At 65.9% G+C, this 17,641-nt stretch carries 17 protein-coding genes and 1 tRNA gene; 10 read left to right on the top strand and 8 right to left on the bottom strand.

From position 1 onward, the window contains the following. Positions 1 to 333: 333 nt before the first annotated feature. Positions 334 to 1,197 (bottom strand): Ycf66 family protein, encoded by an 864-nt coding sequence (locus ACIQ2E_RS03335; RefSeq protein WP_398326140.1) that lies wholly within the window; start codon positions 1,195 to 1,197, stop codon positions 334 to 336. A gap of 104 nt (positions 1,198 to 1,301) precedes the next feature. Further along, positions 1,302 to 1,424 (bottom strand): photosystem II reaction center X protein, encoded by a 123-nt coding sequence (psbX, locus tag ACIQ2E_RS03330; RefSeq protein WP_010304513.1) that lies wholly within the window; start codon positions 1,422 to 1,424, stop codon positions 1,302 to 1,304. 95 nt (positions 1,425 to 1,519) lie between these two features. Here psbX and ACIQ2E_RS03325 point away from each other — a divergent pair, with 95 nt between their 5' ends. Next, positions 1,520 to 1,882, top strand: a complete 363-nt coding sequence (locus tag ACIQ2E_RS03325; RefSeq protein ID WP_398326143.1) for a YggT family protein — start codon at positions 1,520 to 1,522, stop codon at positions 1,880 to 1,882. Here the strand turns inward: ACIQ2E_RS03325 and accC are convergent. Beyond that, on the bottom strand, positions 1,879 to 3,231 hold the full coding sequence (gene accC / locus ACIQ2E_RS03320; RefSeq protein WP_398326136.1) for an acetyl-CoA carboxylase biotin carboxylase subunit: 1,353 nt from the start codon (positions 3,229 to 3,231) through the stop codon (positions 1,879 to 1,881). The two genes, ACIQ2E_RS03325 and accC, sit on opposite strands and share 4 nt — an antisense overlap. A 211-nt stretch (positions 3,232 to 3,442) precedes the next feature. On the opposite strand from accC, the gene ACIQ2E_RS03315 reads away from it, so the two are divergent. From ACIQ2E_RS03315 to msrB, 3 genes are all read left to right on the top strand, one after another. After that, positions 3,443 to 3,524 (top strand) — tRNA-Leu (locus ACIQ2E_RS03315). A gap of 29 nt (positions 3,525 to 3,553) precedes the next feature. Beyond that, positions 3,554 to 4,858, top strand: a complete 1,305-nt coding sequence (locus tag ACIQ2E_RS03310) for a glycosyl transferase (RefSeq protein ID WP_398326133.1) — start codon at positions 3,554 to 3,556, stop codon at positions 4,856 to 4,858. Between the two features lie 27 nt (positions 4,859 to 4,885). Next, positions 4,886 to 5,287, top strand: coding sequence for a peptide-methionine (R)-S-oxide reductase MsrB (gene msrB / locus ACIQ2E_RS03305; protein WP_398326130.1), 402 nt, complete (start codon positions 4,886 to 4,888; stop codon positions 5,285 to 5,287). An 18-nt stretch (positions 5,288 to 5,305) separates the two neighbouring features. Here the strand turns inward: msrB and ACIQ2E_RS03300 are convergent, their stop codons facing one another. Continuing rightward, entirely contained in the window at positions 5,306 to 6,238 is a 933-nt protein-coding gene (locus ACIQ2E_RS03300; protein WP_398326127.1) for a PRC-barrel domain-containing protein, read from the bottom strand. A gap of 34 nt (positions 6,239 to 6,272) precedes the next feature. Next, a complete protein-coding gene (gene smc, locus ACIQ2E_RS03295) occupies positions 6,273 to 9,890 on the bottom strand; it encodes a chromosome segregation protein SMC (protein WP_398326124.1) in 3,618 nt (1,205 codons plus the stop codon). Positions 9,891 to 9,995: 105 nt separating this feature from the next. Here smc and ACIQ2E_RS03290 point away from each other — a divergent pair, with 105 nt between their 5' ends. Then, complete coding sequence (locus tag ACIQ2E_RS03290) at positions 9,996 to 10,457, top strand: hypothetical protein (RefSeq protein ID WP_398326121.1); 462 nt, start codon at positions 9,996 to 9,998, stop codon at positions 10,455 to 10,457. Beyond that, positions 10,454 to 10,861, top strand: coding sequence for a phage holin family protein (locus tag ACIQ2E_RS03285; RefSeq protein ID WP_398326118.1), 408 nt, complete (start codon positions 10,454 to 10,456; stop codon positions 10,859 to 10,861). The genes ACIQ2E_RS03290 and ACIQ2E_RS03285 overlap by 4 nt, the downstream gene beginning before the upstream one ends. Here the strand turns inward: ACIQ2E_RS03285 and ACIQ2E_RS03280 are convergent. After that, a complete protein-coding gene (locus tag ACIQ2E_RS03280) occupies positions 10,827 to 12,179 on the bottom strand; it encodes a cation:proton antiporter (RefSeq protein ID WP_398326115.1) in 1,353 nt (450 codons plus the stop codon). The two genes, ACIQ2E_RS03285 and ACIQ2E_RS03280, sit on opposite strands and share 35 nt — an antisense overlap. Before the next feature lie 45 nt (positions 12,180 to 12,224). Then, entirely contained in the window at positions 12,225 to 13,379 is a 1,155-nt protein-coding gene (locus ACIQ2E_RS03275; RefSeq protein WP_398326112.1) for a class I SAM-dependent RNA methyltransferase, read from the bottom strand. 624 nt (positions 13,380 to 14,003) lie between these two features. On the opposite strand from ACIQ2E_RS03275, the gene ACIQ2E_RS03270 reads away from it, so the two are divergent. Continuing rightward, the gene (locus tag ACIQ2E_RS03270) at positions 14,004 to 14,258 is read left to right on the top strand and encodes a Nif11-like leader peptide family natural product precursor (protein ID WP_398326109.1); all 255 of its coding nucleotides are present in this window, start codon (positions 14,004 to 14,006) and stop codon (positions 14,256 to 14,258) included. A gap of 24 nt (positions 14,259 to 14,282) precedes the next feature. Here the strand turns inward: ACIQ2E_RS03270 and ACIQ2E_RS03265 are convergent, their stop codons facing one another. After that, a complete protein-coding gene (locus ACIQ2E_RS03265; protein ID WP_398326106.1) occupies positions 14,283 to 14,723 on the bottom strand; it encodes a hypothetical protein in 441 nt (146 codons plus the stop codon). Positions 14,724 to 14,845: 122 nt separating this feature from the next. Here ACIQ2E_RS03265 and ACIQ2E_RS03260 point away from each other — a divergent pair, with 122 nt between their 5' ends. The 3 genes from ACIQ2E_RS03260 to ACIQ2E_RS03250 form a co-directional block, all read left to right on the top strand. Beyond that, positions 14,846 to 15,820, top strand: coding sequence for a DnaJ C-terminal domain-containing protein (locus ACIQ2E_RS03260; RefSeq protein ID WP_398326103.1), 975 nt, complete (start codon positions 14,846 to 14,848; stop codon positions 15,818 to 15,820). Between the two features lie 97 nt (positions 15,821 to 15,917). Further along, a complete protein-coding gene (locus ACIQ2E_RS03255; protein WP_398326100.1) occupies positions 15,918 to 16,358 on the top strand; it encodes a hypothetical protein in 441 nt (146 codons plus the stop codon). An 800-nt stretch (positions 16,359 to 17,158) separates the two neighbouring features. Next, on the top strand, positions 17,159 to 17,641 hold a 483-nt coding region (locus ACIQ2E_RS03250), incomplete at its 3' end, for a hypothetical protein (RefSeq protein ID WP_398326097.1).

Raw genomic sequence — 17,641 nt, 5'->3', positions numbered from 1 at the left:
TCAATCACCGCCTGGCGCCGGCTCCCCTGCTGCACCAACAGGGCCAGATAGCGGCCATTCCAGCTCAGCGATGGTGAGCTGTGGGGCTGACGATTGCGCAGCTGCCGTAAGGGCAGCACGCGGCCTGTGCGGCGCTCCTGCAGCACCACTGTGGTGCGTCCTCCACGATCCACGAGGGTGGCCAGAAGACGCCCGTCGCCGCTGAGAGCCGGTTGCTGGCGAGACTCAGCTCCCAGGCCGACGGGGGGCGTTGGTTGGCGGTTGAAGGGTGAAAGGCTGCAGCCGCTTAAGCCCAGTGCGAGCCCGGCGGCAGCCGCTAGCCGCCGCCACGGATCAGTCGTCGAAGCGGGAGCTGTTATCGCGCGGAGCAGCGCTGCTGGGGTTGTTCTTGCGGCTGGAAGGGGGAACGGGGCGGAATTCGGCATCGCTCACGCCGGCATCACTGGCGGTGCTGGAAGCGGCGGGCGCAGGGGTGGTGCTGGGGGCCCGATAGGGAGTTCCCTGGGGCTTGTCCATCGGTCGCTCGCTGGGCCCGGGGCGGCGGCTGGAGCGTGGCATCGGCTCGCTGGTGGCAGCAGGCCGAGTGCCGCGCCGGGTTTCGTCGCGGTCTTGGCGGCGGGCACCGAAGTCGCGGGTTGAGGTGTCAGTCGGGGCGCTGCCGGCGCGGTAGCGACGTTCGCCGCGGTGATCCCATTCATCGCGGGACGCAGCCCGCTCGGGAATGGCGGCTCGGGCCGGTGCACGGCGGGGGCGGTACAGATCATCCTCATCGCGCTCGCCAATGCCCTCGTCGCGGGAGCGGATGCGCCGGCGCAGGGGCTGGGGTTCGTCGAACCGATCCACATCGTCGCGCCAGTCGCGGCCGCCACCCATGCGGGGCTTGGGCTCCGGTTCGTCGTCGTCAAAGAAGGAGGAACGCCGGGCCTGCTCGGTGGTAACCCCGCGCAAGCGCACGCTTTCGTAGGCGAAGAACACCGTGGTGCCGGCCAGCAGAAACTGTCCGAACTGCAGGATCGGGTCGAGTCGCCAGCCCTGAAAAAACAAAATGCCGCCGCAGAGCAGGCCCACGGCGGCGAAAAACACGTCGTAATCGCGGGCCAGGGCGGGCTTAAAACTCCTCATGAAATAGAGGAGTGCGCCACCAACGGCCAACACGATCCCAACAATGCTGGCCCAATTCAGGCTGGCGTTGACCACGGATCGCTGCTCTCGTTCAAGCCACTGTAGGCCGGGAGTCGAGCGCCGCTGAGCCGCTCAGCAAGCCCTGGAACTCAAAGCTTGCGGGTTCAGAGTTTGCGGGTTCAGAGTTTGCGATCAACGCGATCGTTCTGGCTGATCAGGATCACGGCGATGGTGATGGGGATGACCACGATCACCGCACCCCACACGAGGCTGCTCAGGAAGTTGGCGAGGGAGGGGGTCATGGCTGTGACGAATCCGCCTGGGATCCTAGGCAGCGATGGCTGCTTCCTACGATCCGTGCACTGCTGCTTAGAGCTTTGTGACGGGGAGCCTTGCCATGGCGGGAGTCGAGCAGGCGGCGGCATCTGGGGCTGACACCCTGGCGCTGCTGCGGCAGGTGCTGCCCCCGGTGCATCTGGTGCTGGGCCTGCTGCTCTCGGCCTGGACGCTGCTCTTCCTGTTTCGCATCGTTCTCACCTGGTACCCCCAGGTGGATCTCAGTCAGGGGATCTGGCGCGTGGTGGCCATCCCCACTGAGCCCCTGCTCGCTGCCACCCGCAAGCTGATTGCCCCGATCGGTGGGGTGGATGTCACGCCGGTGATCTGGCTGGGGCTGATCAGTCTTATGCGCGAGCTGCTGGTGGGCCAGCAGGGCCTGATCACGCAGGTGATGATCCGCGCCAGTGTGCTGCCGGCTTAAGGCGGCGGGAGCATTTCCTGCTCCACAAACTTGGTGTGCACGTCGCCGGCCTGGAATTCCGGGCGATCGAGCAGCTGCAGGTGGAAGTCGATCGTGGTGGGGATGCCGGTCACCGCGCATTCCGAGAGGGCCCGGCGCAGGCGCCTGAGGGCGTGGTTGCGGTCGGTGCCCCACACGATCAGCTTGCCGATCAGGGAGTCGTAGAAGGGCGGGATCTCGTAGCCGGTGTACACGTGGCTGTCGAAGCGCACGCCGGGGCCGCCGGGGGGGAGCCAGCCGGTGATCTTGCCGGGGGCGGGGCGAAAGTTCTGGCGCGGGTCTTCCGCATTGATGCGCACCTCGATCGCGTGGCCGGTGAGCTTGATCTCGTCTTGGCGCACTGAGATCGGCTCACCGCCAGCGATCCGCAGCTGCTCCGCGATCAGGTCGACACCCGTCACCATTTCGGTCACGGGGTGCTCCACCTGGATGCGGGTGTTCATCTCCATGAAATAGAAGCTGCCGCTGCGATCCACCAGGAACTCAACAGTGCCGGCGCCCTCGTAGCCGATGGTGCGCGCAGCCGCGACAGCTGCATCACCCATTTGGCGCCGCAGATCGGCGTTGATCGCCACGCTGGGGGCTTCCTCCAGCAACTTCTGGTGGCGGCGCTGAATCGAGCAGTCGCGCTCGCCCACGTGCACCACGTTGCCGTGGCGATCGGCCAGCACCTGCACCTCCACGTGCCGGGGCCGGTCGATGAATTTCTCCATGTAGAGGCCGGGATTGCCGAAGGCGGCTTCTGCTTCCCCCTGGGCGGCCTTGAACAGGTTCTCAATCTGGTCGGCGCTGGGGACGAGGCGCATGCCACGGCCGCCACCGCCGGCCGTGGCCTTGATCATCACCGGGTAACCCATGGACTCAGCCAGGTTGCGGGCTTCCTCCACGTTCTCAAGCAGGCCCTCGCTACCGGGGATGGTGGGAACCCCCACGCTCTGCATCGTGGCTTTGGCCGTCGACTTATCACCCATCGAGCGGATCGATTCCGGTGATGGGCCCACGAAGGTGATGCCGTGGGCGGCACAGATCTCGGCGAACTTGTCGTTTTCCGCCAGAAACCCGTAGCCGGGGTGGATGGCATCGGCGCCGCGGGAGGTGGCGGCGGCAAGGATGTTCGGAATGTTGAGGTAGCTCTTGCTGCTGGGTGCATCACCGATGCACACCGCCTCATCGGCGAGCTGCACATGCAGAGCGTTGCGGTCCACCGTGCTGTACACAGCCACGGTGGGAATGCCGAGTTCGCGGCAGGTGCGCAGGATGCGCAGAGCGATTTCGCCACGGTTGGCGATCAGCAGTTTGCCGATGGGCATCCAGTGGCAGGCCGGCAGATCCGGCAGCGCAGGCCGCCTGGGACTGTATCAGTGCTCACCAGGGCGAATCACGCCAGGCTGATGGGTATAGTTCCGGAGCGGCGCTCAGGCGTCGTCAGCCCTCACGCTTGTTGCTGCGGTCTTTTCAGACTTACGCACAGACGACCAACCCCCGGTTCAGTCAGCCCTGCGCTGCCGAATCAACAACCACGCGGATGTGGTGGAATTGGTAGACACGCACGTTTGAGGGGCGTGTGACTTCGGTCTTGCGAGTTCAAGTCTCGCCATCCGCACTGATCTAGTTCTTCAGCAGGTCATCCGTGTGACCCAGCCCGGCGGCTTCCCTCCTACCGCCGGGGCCCCGCGATTCAGCCCGGCTGAAACCGCGATTGTGCTCGTGTGCAACGGGCCAGGAGAGCTCAGCACCTGGGTGCGCCCGCTGGCGCAGCGGCTGCACCGGGAACTCTCCATGCGGCCCCTGGATTCGCAGGCCCCGATCAGCCTGCAGCTGGTGCTCGTGCCCTGCCCGAATGCCACCGGCATCGAGCATCAAGTGGCGGAGGGCATGGGTCTGTTTGATCGGATCCTGCCTGCAGCTCGGTTTTGGTGGCTGCTCTTGCGTCCGCACCGCGGAGGCCCCTGGCCCTCGCGTGGGGTGGTGGTATTTCTGGGTGGTGACCAGTTCTGGACGGTGCTGCTCTCCGCGCGCCTCCGCTATCGCCACATCACCTACGCCGAATGGGTGGCCCGCTGGCCCCGCTGGAACGATCGGATTGCGGCTATGGGCCCTTCAGCAGCGGATCGACTGGCGCTCCGCTGGCAACCCCGCTGCCAGGTGGTGGGTGATCTGATGGCGGATCTCTCGGAATCAGCCCGCAGCGATCAGCCGCTGCCGGAGGGGGAGTGGGTGGCCTTGATGCCGGGTTCCAAGCGGGCCAAATTGCAGGTGGGCATGCCGTTTCTGCTCGAGACGGCCGATCGCCTGGCCCGCTTGCACCCAGGCTGCCGATTCCTGCTGCCCGTGGCTCCCACCACCAGCGTGCGGGAGCTGTTGGCTTATGCAGGCCCTGCCAATGCGATTGCGGCTGCCTACGCCGCCGGCGAGCCGGAGCTGCTGCAGGGTCCTGAGGGGGCCCTGCTCCGCACGCCTGCAGGAACGCGTATTCGTTTGGTGGAGCAGCAGCCGGCCCATGGGGTACTCAGCCAGTGCCGGCTGGCCCTCACCACCGTGGGCGCCAACACCGCCGAGCTGGGAGCGCTGGGGGTGCCGATGATCGTGTTGGTGCCCACCCAGCACCTGCATGTGATGCAGGCCTGGGATGGTGGCCTCGGGATCCTGGCCCGCTTGCCGATCCTGCGCTGGTTGCTGGGGGCGGCGCTCACCGCCTGGCGGATGCGCCATCACGGTTATCTGGCGTGGCCCAACATCTCGGCGGGCCGGGCGGTGGTGCCTGAGCGGGTGGGGGCGATCACTCCCGCCCAGATTGCCGAGGAAGCAGCGGGCTGGCTCGAGCAGCCTGAACGGCTGGCGGGCATGCGCGATGACCTGCGCAGCCTGCGTGGTCAGCCAGGTGCGGTGGCGGCGCTGGCCGGCATGGTGCGAGAGCTGCTGGCGGGAACTCCCTAGCTTGTGGGCCTGCCCATCACGCTTTGCATGGCTTCCGCTTCCTCCGCTGATCACGAGCAGTGGCGCGATCAGCTCACACCGGAGCAGTTCCAGGTGGCTCGCCTGGGGGGCACCGAGCGTGCCTTCACCGGCATCTACTGGGACAACAAGACCAAAGGCATGTACCGCTGCGTGTGCTGCGGCAGTGAACTCTTCAACTCCGACACCAAGTACGACTCCGGCAGCGGCTGGCCCAGCTTCTGGGAGGGGGTGAATCCCGATGCGATCACCACCGTAGAAGACCGCAGCCACGGCATGGTGCGCACCGAGATCAAGTGCGCCAAGTGCGATGCCCACCTCGGGCATGTGTTCAACGACGGGCCCAATCCCACGGGGCTGCGCTACTGCGTGAACTCGGCCTCGCTCCAGTTCGAGCCCGGTCAGGGTTAACCGCTGAGCCGGCCGCGCCTACCAGCGGTCGGTATCGCGGCGATCAAACGGCTCAACCGGCTCTACGTCGAGAGGACCCTCATCGCGCACATAGCGCCGGCGGGGGGCTTCCTCTTGGTAGCCGCGCCTGGACGGCGGATCGAGCGTCTCCTCATCGAGATAACGGCGCTGACGCAGCGGCTCGCGCTCGCGGCGCTGCTCCACCTCCACGTAGTCGTAATCCTCTTCCGGCTCGAAGCGGCGGTTGGTGGCGGGCTCGATGCGGCGCTGCTGCTCCTGCACCGCAGGCTGGCCGGCGGCCAGCTGGTTCTCCACCGGCACCATGTTGAGCCGGTAGCGCTCGCGCTCTTCCTGCTCCCAGCTTGGGCCACCCACACCCAGCTTCTCCAGCAGGCCCGTGCCCAGTTGCTTGAGCTTCTCTTCTGCGCCCTCGTAGACGATGATCCGATCAGGGCCGCTGCTCACGATCTCCTCCACCGTGAGTTCCCAGGTGCTCAGCACACCTTCGCCGAGGAGGGGAATCCCCAGGGCACCCAGCACCAGGGTGGTGAGTTCGCCGGTCTCGATGTCGAAGCTGAAGCCCAGCACCTTGCCCAGCTGCTCACCAGCTTCGGTGATCACCTGGCAGTTGATCACGCGTGAATAGCGATCGGGGTTGAAGCCTTCCGCCAGAGAGTCGGCGGAATCCACGAGGATCACATCGCCCACCTGGCGGATGCTTTGCAGCGGCATCCAGCGGGGTAAGCCCGGCAGGAAGCGGGTGAGGGGGTTATCGCGCAGGCCCAGCGCCACCACTTCGCGGCGGTCGATATCCACCACCACCTCGCCCACCACACCCAGGCGACGGCCGGAGTCGCGAGTGATCACCTGGGTGCCCATCAGCTCCGAGCGCAGCCAGAGGCGATCACTGGGTGTGGCGGTCGGGTCGCTACCGGGGGGTGTGCTTGTCATGGGCGCATTGTGGCCGAGCGGCAAGGGGCTGCCTTCAGGCGGCTGGTGGTAATCCCACCACCTGGGTGTGGGCACCGCGGGCCTGGGTTACACCGATGGTGCGGGTGGCAGCGCCGATCATCGGGCGGCGGTGGCTTACCACCAGGAACTGAGCCGCTTCTGCCTGCTGGGCGATCAGGGCCGCCAGGCGCTCCACATTCACGCCGTCAAGGAAGCTGTCCACCTCATCGAGGGCATAGAAGGGCGAGGGGCGGAAGCGCTGCAGGGCGAAGAGGAAGCTCAGGGCCGTGAGTGATTTCTCGCCGCCGCTCATCGACGCCAACCGGCGCACCGCTTTGCCCTTGGGATGGGCCACCAGGCTCAAGCCACCATCGAGCGGTGACTCGGGGTTCTCCAGCTGCAGGTGCCCTTCGCCATCGGAGAGGCCGGCAAAGATATCGCGGAAGTGGCTGTCCACGGCTTTGAACGCCTCCATGAAGGCCTCCTGCCGCAAGGTGGCCACCGTTTCAATGCGCAGCAGCAGCTCCTCGCGCTCCTTGCACAGCACATCCAGCCGCTCCTGAAGATCGGCCAGGCGGGTTTCCAGCTCCTCAAGCTCCTGAAGGGCCAGCATGTTCACCGGCTCGAGCGCTTCCATCCGGGCCTGGAGGCTCTTGAGCTCGGCCTGAAGAGCCTCCAGGCCGAGCTCGCGAACCTCGTCTGGTATCTCCGGAAGGGGATCGGGCAGGTCGCCCTGCAGCTGCTCGAGCCGCAGGGCGCCACTGCGCTCTTGCTCCGCCAAAGCCGTGAGCTCTTCCGCCAGGCGCTGCAGCTCCCATTCCTTCTGTTGCAGGGTCTGGCGTTGGCGCGAGAGCAGGGCTTCGGCTTCATCACGGGCGCGGCGCCGCTCCCCGAAACGCTCCTGCAGCTCGTGTTGCCGCGCTTCGAGCTCGCTGCGTTTGGCTTGATCGGCCTGCTGCTGCTCCTTCCAGGCCGCTCGCTCGGTCACCAGGGCGTTCACCGCCTGCACGAGCCGCTTCTCCTCACCGCCCAGGGCCTGAAGTTGGCTGGCCACCCGCTCGGCAGCAAGGCCCCGCTCGCGCCGTGCAGCCAGTAAGCCATCGCGCTGGGCGCGCGCAGCGGTGAGGGCTGCATCGGCCGCTTCGAGGTCCTGCTGCAGCCCTTGCCAGCGTTCGCTGTCGCCGCTGGCTTGGGCGCTGGCTTCCTGGGCTTCGAGCTCCTGGAGGCTCTGCTGCAAGGGTGCCAGTTCAGCGGCGAGGGTTTGCAGCCGTAGCTGGCCGCTGCTCAGATCCACCTCGATCTGGCTGATGCGCTGCAGCAGTTGCTCGCGCCGCTGCTGCAGCGGGCCGTGAGCCCGTTGGGCGGCGCCGCGTTCCGCCTCCAGGGCTGCCCGGCGCTGTTCCAGACGGCTCAGCCGGGGCCGCAGCTCCTCCAGCTGGCGGCCCAGCTCGGATTCCTTGCGGCGGCTGGCGGCCAGGGTTTCGCCCAGCTCCAGCAGGCGCCGGCGCAGCGGCTCGGCTTCATCGGCATCGCTGGCGGCGCCAAAGCTCAGCTGGTTGCCCCGCTGCTGGAAGCTGCCGCCCGTCATGGCGCCGCTCTTCTCCAGCAGTTCGCCATCGAGGGTCACGGCGCGGCATCGGCCCAGCTCGCGGCGGGCGCTGGCCAGATCGTGGAACACCAGCGTGTCGCCGAACACGTAGCGGAACACTTCGCTGTACACGGGTTCAAAACGCACCAGCTCCACGGCGCGGCCCACCAATCCCCCGCCACCACTGGTGCCAGGCCCTGGGCCGCTGCCGCGTTGGAAGGCGGCGCTGTTGCCGCTGCTGCCGCCGCCACCGCGGATCTTGTTGAGCGGCAGGAAGGTGAGGCGGCCGGCGCGGCGGCTCTTGAGCAGGTCGATGGCACGGGCGGCGATGCGGTCGTCGTCGACCACCACCTGCCCCAAGCGGGCGCCGGCGGCCACCTCCAGGGCGAGGCGGTGCCGCTCCTCCACCTCGCCCAGCTGGGCCACCGGGCCATGGATGCCATCGAGGCCCGCCTCCAGTAGCAGGCGCAGGGCGCCGGTGCCGCGGCTTTCCTGCAGGGTTTCGCGGCGGGATTCCAGGCGGGCGATCTCGCGCTCGAGGCTCACCTGCTCCTGCTCGAGCCGTTGGCGGGTGCGCTGCTGCAGGGCTAGGGCCTCCGCCAGCTCCTGCGCCTGGGTTTGTTGGCTCTGCAGATCGTTGAGCAGCTGCTGCCACTCGGCCTCCAGCAGATCGAGGGTGCTGGCCACGCCGTCGCTGCTGGCGGCGTCATCGGCCTGTTGCTGCTTCAGCTCCGTGAGCCGCTCCTGCTCCTGTTGCAGCCGCGCCGCTAGTTGCTGCTGCTCGGCCTGCAGCGGTGAGAGCCGCGCCTGCAGCTCCTGCCGCCGCTGGCTGCGCTGTTTCTGCTCCTCCATCCAGCTGCCGCTCCGCCCGGCCACTTCGCCCAGGCGGCGGCGCGAGAGTTCCACAGCGGCTTCGGCGCTGCGGCAGTTGGTTTCGGCCTGTTCCAGGGCTGCGTCATCGTCTGGTGCGGCCAGCTGGCTCTGCTGCTGACGCAGCTCGCCCTGCTGCCGGGCGAGCTCCTGCCGCTGGCGCTGCAGCTCCTCGGCGCTGTGTTGGTGTTTCTCGGCCTGGCGGGCCAGCTCGCGGCCGCTGGCCTCCAGGCCGGCCAGCTCCGATTGCACGGCCAGCAGGCTGTCTTCACCGAGGGCCTTCACTTCGGCTTGCAGAGCTTCGAGGGCCTTCGCGGATTGCTCCAGGCTGGTTTTGGCTTCGGCGATCGCTTGGCGATCGCGCTGCTGCTGTTGCCCGAGCGCCGCCTGGCGGCTCTGCAGCTGCCGTTGCTCCTGCTGCGCCTGTTCAAAGCCGAGCACCTGCTCCTGCAGCCGGCCTCGCTGGAAGCGCTCGCGCAGATCCTGATACGTGCGGGCCTTGGCGCAGTCGCGCTCCAGCTTCTGGCGCGACACAAGCAGTTCCTGCTGGACGATCGCGCAGCGTTCTTCGCGCTCCTGCACCTCAGTGAGCTTGCTGCGGGTCTGCTCGATGCGGGAATCGAACAGGGCCACGCCGGCCAGCTCGTCGATGATGCCGCGCCGTTCTTTGGCGCTCATCGACACGATGCGGGTCACATCGCCCTGCATCACCACGTTGCTGCCCTCGGGATCCACCCGCAGGCGGCGCAGCTGCGTTTGCAGTTGCTGCAGGTTGCAGGCCACGCCATCGGCGCTGTAGCTGCTGGCGTAGGTGCCGCCGGGGGCGATGCGCAGCCGGCGGGTCACGGACCATTCCTGCTGGCCTGGCTTAATCCAGGGCCCTTCCTCGGGTGGCTCCAGGCCTGCTTCAGCGTCGTCGGGCTGCCAGTCGCGCAGGTCGAAGCGCACCGTGACCACGGTTTCAGCTGCCTTGCCCTGCTTGAGCATGGAGCTGTTCACAAGATCCGGCAGGCGTTCGGCCCGCATGCCGCGGCTGCTGGCCAGGCCCAGGCAGAACAGCACGCCATCAAGGATGTTGCTCTTGCCGCTGCCGTTGGGGCCGGTCACCACCGTGAAGCCCTGCTCGAGGGGGATGGTCATCGACCCCCCGAACGACTTGAAGTGCGTGAGCTCTACCTGATTGATGTGAACCAACAGGCCCGAGCGCCGAGCAGCTGCAAAGTAGCGGAGCCCCTGACGTTTTCAAGCCGCCGTCGATAGTTTGGACGCACCAGCGCAGCCAACCGGGCTTGTTTCGCCATGGATCCAACCCCCGCCGGCGACACCACCGCTGAGCCTCAGGCTTCGGCTCCAACCGCGGAAAGCCCAGCGGCGAGCCAGTTCCGGGATCGCTTCGAAAGCTTGCTGCCTTCGATCCAGCGGGAATGGCCCGAGGTGGCTCGCCACACGCTCGAGGCCACCCGCGGCAGCTTTGACACGGTGGTGGAGGTGATCGCCCGGCAGACCGGGCGCACCAGCGACGGTGTGAAGCAGCAGTTGCTCGAGCTGGTGCAGGTGACCGGTGATCAGGCCCATCACCTGGCCGATTCCCTGCGCCCGCTGGAGGAGCAGCTCGAGCAGTTACTCGATGATCTCAACGCCAGCCTCCGGCCCCGGATCGAGAGGCCTGTGCGGGAGCGGCCGCTGATGGCCCTCGGTATCGCCGCTGGTGTGGGTGTGCTGGTGGGTCTGCTGCTGGCTTCGGGCCGGCGTTCGGCATGACGGAGAGCAGCGGAAACGGCCGCGAGGAGCGCCGCCGCGGCCTTCCGTTGGAGGCCGCCTCACGCATCACCGGTCTGGTGACTTCGGTGATGGATCTGCATGTGCGCATCGCCCTCAAGGAGGTCGACCGGGAGAAGCGGCGGCTGATTGTGGGGGTGCTGCTGCTGGGGGCCGGGATGGCGGCGCTGCTTCTGGCTGTGCTGGTCGCTGAGCTGGCGCTAGTGCTCTGGCTCGTGATCGTTCAGGGCTGGGGCTGGATCCCGGCCTTGCTGGCTTGGGCCGCCGCCAACCTGGTGTTCAGCGGGATCTTGCTGCGCGTGGGTGGCCAGCTCACCAAAGGCCCCTATCTGCCGGAAACGATGGCGGGCCTCACGAAGACGACGCGGGCGTTGGTGGGGCGTTGAGCCAACGGCACACCGGAGGCAGCGAGAGCCCCTGCAGCAGCAGGTTGAGGATCACGGCGATGAACACGATGCTCTGGCAGTTCTGAGCCAGCTCAGCGGCCAGGGCCGGATCCAGGCCCTTCAGGTTGGGGATGGCGTTGGCCACGTTGAACGAAAGCGCAAGAGGCACTGCACCGCGCAGACCACACCAGGCGATCAGGCTCGAATCCCGCAGGTTGAACGGGGAGAAGTGCTGGAAGCAGAACACGCTCACCGGCCTGGCCAGCAGCATCAAGGCCGCGGCAGCGGCGATGCCGGCGGGTAGGGAGGGAACCAGATCGGAAGGATTCACCAATAAGCCGAAGAGGAGAAAGATGCTGATCTCCGTCATGGTGTTGAACGGCAGGAGCACTTCTTGAATGCTCTGGTGATTGATCTGGGAATCTTGGTAGTGCAGATTGGCCATGAACACGCCTGTGACGTACACGGCCACATAGCCCGATCCGCCCAGGAAATGGGCGCAGCCATAATCCACAAACGCGATCGACATCGCCACCACCAGCAGCTGCTCTTTGTCGATCACGAAGCGGTTGATCGCCAGCTTGGCCACGTAGCCAAACCCCACACCCACCAGGAGCCCTGAGCCCAGCTTCTGCAGCAGGCTGCTCGATGCGCTCAGTGCCATCGCAGGCATCGATTCGCCGGCGCCGCTGGTCACGGTGAAAAAGCTCAGGCAGATGCTGTAAATGATCAGCGCGGAGGGATCATTCACCGAGGATTCGAATTCGAGCAGGTGGCGCACCCGTTCGGGGACTTGCCGCTGCACCTGCCGCAGCACGCTCAAGGTGGCACCGGCGTCGGTGGAACCCAGGCAAGCTGCAATCAGGAATGCCGCTCCCAGGGGCATGGTTTCGGCCAGACCTGGCACCAGGCTGGTTCCAGTGGCTGAACTGAGCCAGCAGATCGCCGCACCCAGGATCAGCGTGGAGATGGCCACTCCGCCAACAGCCAGCAGTAAGCCGTATTGCAGGAAGCCGCGAATGGATTGAATATCTGTTTTTAACCCGGCATAAAAAAGTAGTAGGGCCAGGGCAAAGACGTGCAGTTTTTCCACTTCGCTGTGGCTCACATCCAGCACATGGATGTTGATCATCAGGCCCAACGCCAGAACGCCCAGGATCGCCGGTATGCCGATGCGGATCGAAAAGCGACTCACGATCAAGGTGCCAAGAAACACCACCCCGATGAAAAGCACTTGCGCCTCTAGCGGCACCGCCTCCAGCGATGGTGCACCAGCTTCAACGGCGCTCCCCAGCAGCAGGCCCAGGTTCGGGAGCATCACAGGCGCCACAGATGAGGGGATTCTCGGATGTGGCTTTCCGCCTCAGCGCACGGTGTAGTGCAGCCAGCGGCAGTCGATGCCGCCGTTGCTCACGGGGATGCGCCGGCTGGCTTTCATGCGTAGGGCTCCGGTGAGCTCAGGGTTGCCGCTAAGCAGCCAGAAATCCCAGCCGCTGCAGCGCTCTTTCACCATCCGGCCCAGATCGGCATAGAGCGGTTCAAGGGCATCGCGATCACCGATGCGCTCCCCATAGGGCGGGTTGCACACCAGCACGCCAGGCCCCTCGGGCGGCTGGAAGTTGCGGAAATCGCCGCTCTGGATCCATACGGCATCGCCCACGCCTGCAGCTTCGGCATTGGTGCGGGCCTGATCGGCCACCGAGCCATCGAGTTCGAGCCCCACCACCGGTGCCAGGGGCCTGCCATCAGCGAGCTGTTGGCGCTCGCTCTGGCCGGCCTGCTCCAGCGCCTGGCTCCAGAGCTGCCCGTTGAAATCGGGCCATCGCTCCAGGGCAAAGCGATGTTCAAGCCCTGGGGCGCGGCCCAGGGCCATACAGGCGGCCTCGATCAGCAGCGTGCCGGAGCCGCAGAGCGGATCGGCGAGCGGCACGCTGCCATCCCAGCCCGTGAGCCGGATCAGGCCGGCCGCCAGGTTTTCCTTGAGCGGTGCCAGGCCCATGCGGGGGCGGTAGCCGCGGCGGTGCAGGCTCTCGCCGCTGCCATCCACGCTCAGCCGGGCTTGGCCGCCCCCCAGGTGCACGTGAATGGAGAGGTCCGGGTTGTCCAAATCCACCGATGAGCGCTCCCCCCAGCGCTCCCGCTGCCAATCCACCAGCGCGTTCTTCACCTGCAGGGCGCTGTAGTGGCTGTGGGTGAGGCCGGGGAGGCTGCCGCTGGCATCCACGCGGAAGCTCAGCTCGGGGGGGAGCCACGCGCTCCAGTCGACCGACCGCTGCACACCTGCATAGAGCTCCTCGCGATGGCGGCAGGGAAACACCGCCAACTGGCGCAGCAGCCGGAAGGGCAGGCGGGCCTGCAGCTGCAGGCGGTAGAAGCCGGCCAGATCTGTGCGGAAGCCCACGGCGCGGTGCAGGGCTTTCACGCCGGTGGCCCCGAGCTCGCTCAACTCATCGGCGCCGCAGGCCTCGAGGCCAGGGGGCAGCACAGCGGTGCACTGGAACTGCAGCTGTTCGGTCATGCCCACCCCTGCGCCCTGTGCTCGCTCCTGCCACAATGCAGGAGTCCGGTTTCGGCCGGACTAGGTGGCTCACACCAGTGTTTCGGACAGCGGTTCGATTCCGCTCAGCTCCATTGGTTCTCCCGGCATCCGCCGGGACCTGTTCCGGGGCTGCAATGGTTTCGACGGGGCATGAGGAGGGTGACTGAAGCCTGCTCGGTGAGAGCAAACACGTAACAGCGAACAACATCGTTCGTTTCTCCCGTCAGACCGCCCCTGTGGCCGCCTGACCCTTTAGGGGAGATGGGGTGAGATCAGCCTTATCAACCAAATGATCCATGGGGGCTGGAAGGCCCCTTTGAAGTTCCAGCAACCGCTGGGGGCAGTGTCCTTCGCAGCTCCCGCTTTCTCTGCCGCAGCAAAAGCCCCCCGCCTGAATGGCAGGGGGCTGGTGAGATGTTGATCGTGTGGATAAGGCTGATCAGAGGATGATGAAATCGCTGGTGATCAGGTCTGGAGCGCCGCAGTGGTTGGGCTGGCCGGAAGCCTGGTTGTAGGCAAAGAAGGCATCGGTTCCGCGGCTTGCTCTTGGCTGCAGGGCCAGCTGTCTGACAGCATCAGCCGCGAGATCCCCGCTATCAAGCTGTGTCCGTTGCTGATCTGAAGGCTTTCCTCGCCAAGGTGGAGTCCGACGCGGACCTTCGCCAGAAGTTCCATGCCGCCAGCGGGATGGACGACATCGTGGATCTGGCGGCTGCCCATGGCCACAGCGTGGACAAGGCCTCTGTGCTTCGTGCCCACGGAGAAGCCCTCAGCTCTGCCGGTGAGCCTGAGCTGAAAGGGATCAACAGCTGGGGTGATGCGCTGATGCACTGCTTTGGTGCCACCGACGCGGACTGAGTTGCAGTTGCGACTGCTGCGCTGTTAACGCGGGCTGTAGCCGCTCCAGGTTGTGAGCTCCTCCAGGCTAAGCACGCCCACTCTGCGTTCGCCTTTGAGATCCCAGGTGGGATAACCCTTCACCTGGGCTTTTTGGCAGGTCTGCCGACCGGCATCGTCCTTGTCGCATTCCACATAGGGCAGCAGTTCAATCGTTTCCAGTCCGAACAGCTCCCTCTGGTGCGTGCAGTGGGGGCACCACCAGGCTCCGTAGAGCACGGCACCCTGGCGCTTGAGATGCTCGGCCAGTCCTCTCTGGAAGCCGGTTGAGGCCTGCGGGGCACTCGAGTTGCTGCCGGCTGCGGGAGCGACTTCGGCCTGTGTCGGTGCCGCTGCCGTTACCCCCATGCCCCCCCCGGCCAGCAGGGCCAGGCTGAGCGACAAGCACTGCAAGCGCATCCGTAGAGGTGGCGTGGCGATCAGCATCACAGTTGAAACTGGCGCGTTGACCCTAGGCGCGTTCGGGCTTCCGCCCCGGCCAGGCAGGTCCAGTGCTCCCGGTTGCTGGGAGACTGGCTTTTAAGGCACCGGTTTGCGAAGCAGCTGCGATGAGCGCCAACGGATACCGCGATTACTTCAAGGTGCTGGGTCTAGATCGCAGCGCAGATGCGGAGACCGTCAAGCGGTCTTTCCGCAAGCTGGCCCGTCAGTACCACCCGGACGTCAATCCGGGGGATGCAAGCGCTGAAGCGAAGTTCAAGGAGATCAGCGAGGCCTATGAGGTGCTCTCTGATCCCGATAAACGCAAGCGCTATGAGCAGTTTGGTCAGTATTGGAATCAGGCAGGAGCAGCCGGGTCAGGACCCGCTGGTTTCGATGTTGATTTCGGGCGCTACGGCAATTTCGACGATTTCATCAACGACCTGCTCGGGCGGTTTGGCGGTCCTGGGGCTCCCCCGGGTGGCTTCGGCGGTTTCGGGGGCGGCTTTCCAGGGGGCTTCAGCAGCAGTGGATTTGCCACGGGTCAGGGTCGAGCACCGGCCCCAAACCTCGACGCTGAAGCCACGATCAGCCTCTCGTTTTCTGAGGCGTTCCGGGGTTGTGAGCGCACGCTGGCGGTGAACGAGGAGCGCGTGCAGGTGCGCATCCCCGCTGGCGTGAAGCCCGGCAGCCGTCTTCGGCTCAAGGGCAAAGGGAACCTGCAGCCCGGCACCGGTCGGCGCGGTGACCTCTACCTCAACCTGCAGCTGCAGTCCCATCCCGTTTGGAGCCTCGAGGGCGACCAGCTCAAGGCGGAGCTCCCCCTCAGCCTTGATGAACTGGCCCTCGGCGCTGAGGTCCGCGTGGCCACACCGGATGGTGAGGCCATTCTCACGGTGCCTCCTGGCATGGCAGTTGGCCGCAGCTTGCGGCTCAAGGGGAAGGGCTGGCCCGTTCAAGGTGGCCGCGGCGATCTGTTGCTCAGCCTCAGCCTCAAGCAGCCAAGCAGTTACAGCGATCAGGAGCGTGAGCTGCTGGAGCAGCTGCGGGTGGCGCGGCGTGTGGATCCACGCGCTGAATGGATCACCGCCGCACGGCTTTGATCCCTGGTTGGAAGCCAACTCCCACCGTTGGTATTGCTTTTGCAGCTCCAGATCGTGATTTGAAACTAAGATTCTTCATTCAGCCTCTTGGTCACGAATGAACTGGGACTACCAAGTGATTCGTCTGAATGTCGAGCCACCGGTGGCCCAGTCGCCCGCTCCGGCCTCCGAGGCTCCGGATCAGGCGGGTGAGGCCAGTGCTCCAGCATCGAGTGCGGTTTTCAGTGAGGCTTACCTCAAGGAGGAGTTCCCCCGCTTCTACAACCCTTCCGACCAGCCCCAGCAACCTGTCGCCCAGGTCCAGGAGATTGATCCGGCTGTGCAGTTGCAGGAATTCCTGAACACACAAGGCCGCCAGGGTTGGGAATTGGTGGGTTTTCAGCATGCACAGCCACATGTTTTTATTGTTTTCAAACGACCGGCTGCTGAGCAGGAGACACCCTTTGCGGCTCAGGTTGCTGCTCAGTCTGAGCAGCTTCGACTGACGCTTGACCTGGCCAATCGTGCGCTCTCGATCATTGAAAAGCAGGCCGGATAAACGCTGAACGATCAGCGATGGGCAGTGGCCTGCGGACCGGTTTCAGGGGAACTGCTTCACTCCCCCTGGCAAACGCCCCCTGATGGATTCGAACCATCGACCGGCTGCTTAGAAGACTCTGGTTGTAAAAGCCCAGAATGCTTGCTATTACTGATGTCTTGCGTCCGGCTGTCTTGGGTGTGAGAAGGAATGTGAGAAGGTTTGGGGTTCCGGGGTCCTCGGAGCGCGGCAGAGAGGATCTCTGAGCATCGAGCAGCTGCCTTGCAAGCAGCTGCTCGATGGAGGGGGTTGGCCGGCCTTGTTGCTGGGCGCTACGGGCGCTACGGGCGCCGCAAGGCTCCGGTCGGCGACGGCCGTCCTTCAGCGTGCCACGGCTGTGCCGTGGTGTGCATCGGCCAGCCGCCGCCGCCCTCCGCTCCGAGGCCGGTGGTGTGGTGGTGGGCATCGTCGCTCTCCCGCGGCTGCGGTGGCCTGGCAGCTGGTTGCCAGTGTTTGGCTGCGGTGATGCTCCATTTTTCCTCGCGCGGCTGCGCGGCCATTGCACCATTCGGCCTTGATCTGATGGCCTTGATCCTCATTAAGTCGTTGCTGCTGCGTGGGGCTCAGTGTTGTGTAGATCGATTGCCCTGCAGGGGATCTGCTTGTCTTTAAGTGCGTTTGTACTGGTAGAATAAGGGCTGCACCAAGGGCCCCGAGTCCATCGCCTGCGGCAACCTCACCCCCTGGTCTCGCCATCCCGGCCGCGTATCTCTGAGCGGCTTCGATGCCCCGATCAGTTGTCACGTTCGACAGCTGAATCCATGGCTTTATGTCGTCCATCGCGGCTGGAGATTGCCCCGGCTCGCTCTCTCGTGATCGCGGCTGGTGGTGGCCGTGATCTGGTCTGGCCCCATCAGCGGGTTGCCGCTGAGCTGCTCGCCCGCTCCGGGGGGCGGATGGTGCACCTGCTGCTCCACGGCGGTGCCCGTGGCGCCGATGCCGCCATCGGCCGCGCTGCCCATCAGCTGGGTTGGTCCGCTCTGGTGATGCCGGCCCAGTGGCAGCGGCACGGGCGGGCCGCTGGGCCCATTCGCAATCGCGAGCTGCTGGAGCAGGCCGTTGCCCGGGCGTTGGCTCTCTCCTCCCCCGGCCGTCAGGTCTCGGTGTTGGTGTTGGCGTTCCCCGGTGGTGCCGGCACGGCATCGCTCGTGCAGCAGGCGCGCCGCATGGCCTCCCGCTCCCCCGTGCCGATTTCGGTTGCACAGGTCAGTCCATCGGCAGGGCTCTGGGCTGCTTCAGCCCTC

Source organism: Vulcanococcus sp., from assembly GCF_044369115.1.
Lineage (GTDB): Bacteria > Cyanobacteriota > Cyanobacteriia > PCC-6307 > Cyanobiaceae > Vulcanococcus.
Note: the sequence above shows the minus strand (reverse complement) of the source record. Positions and strands in the feature narration are given on the sequence as shown.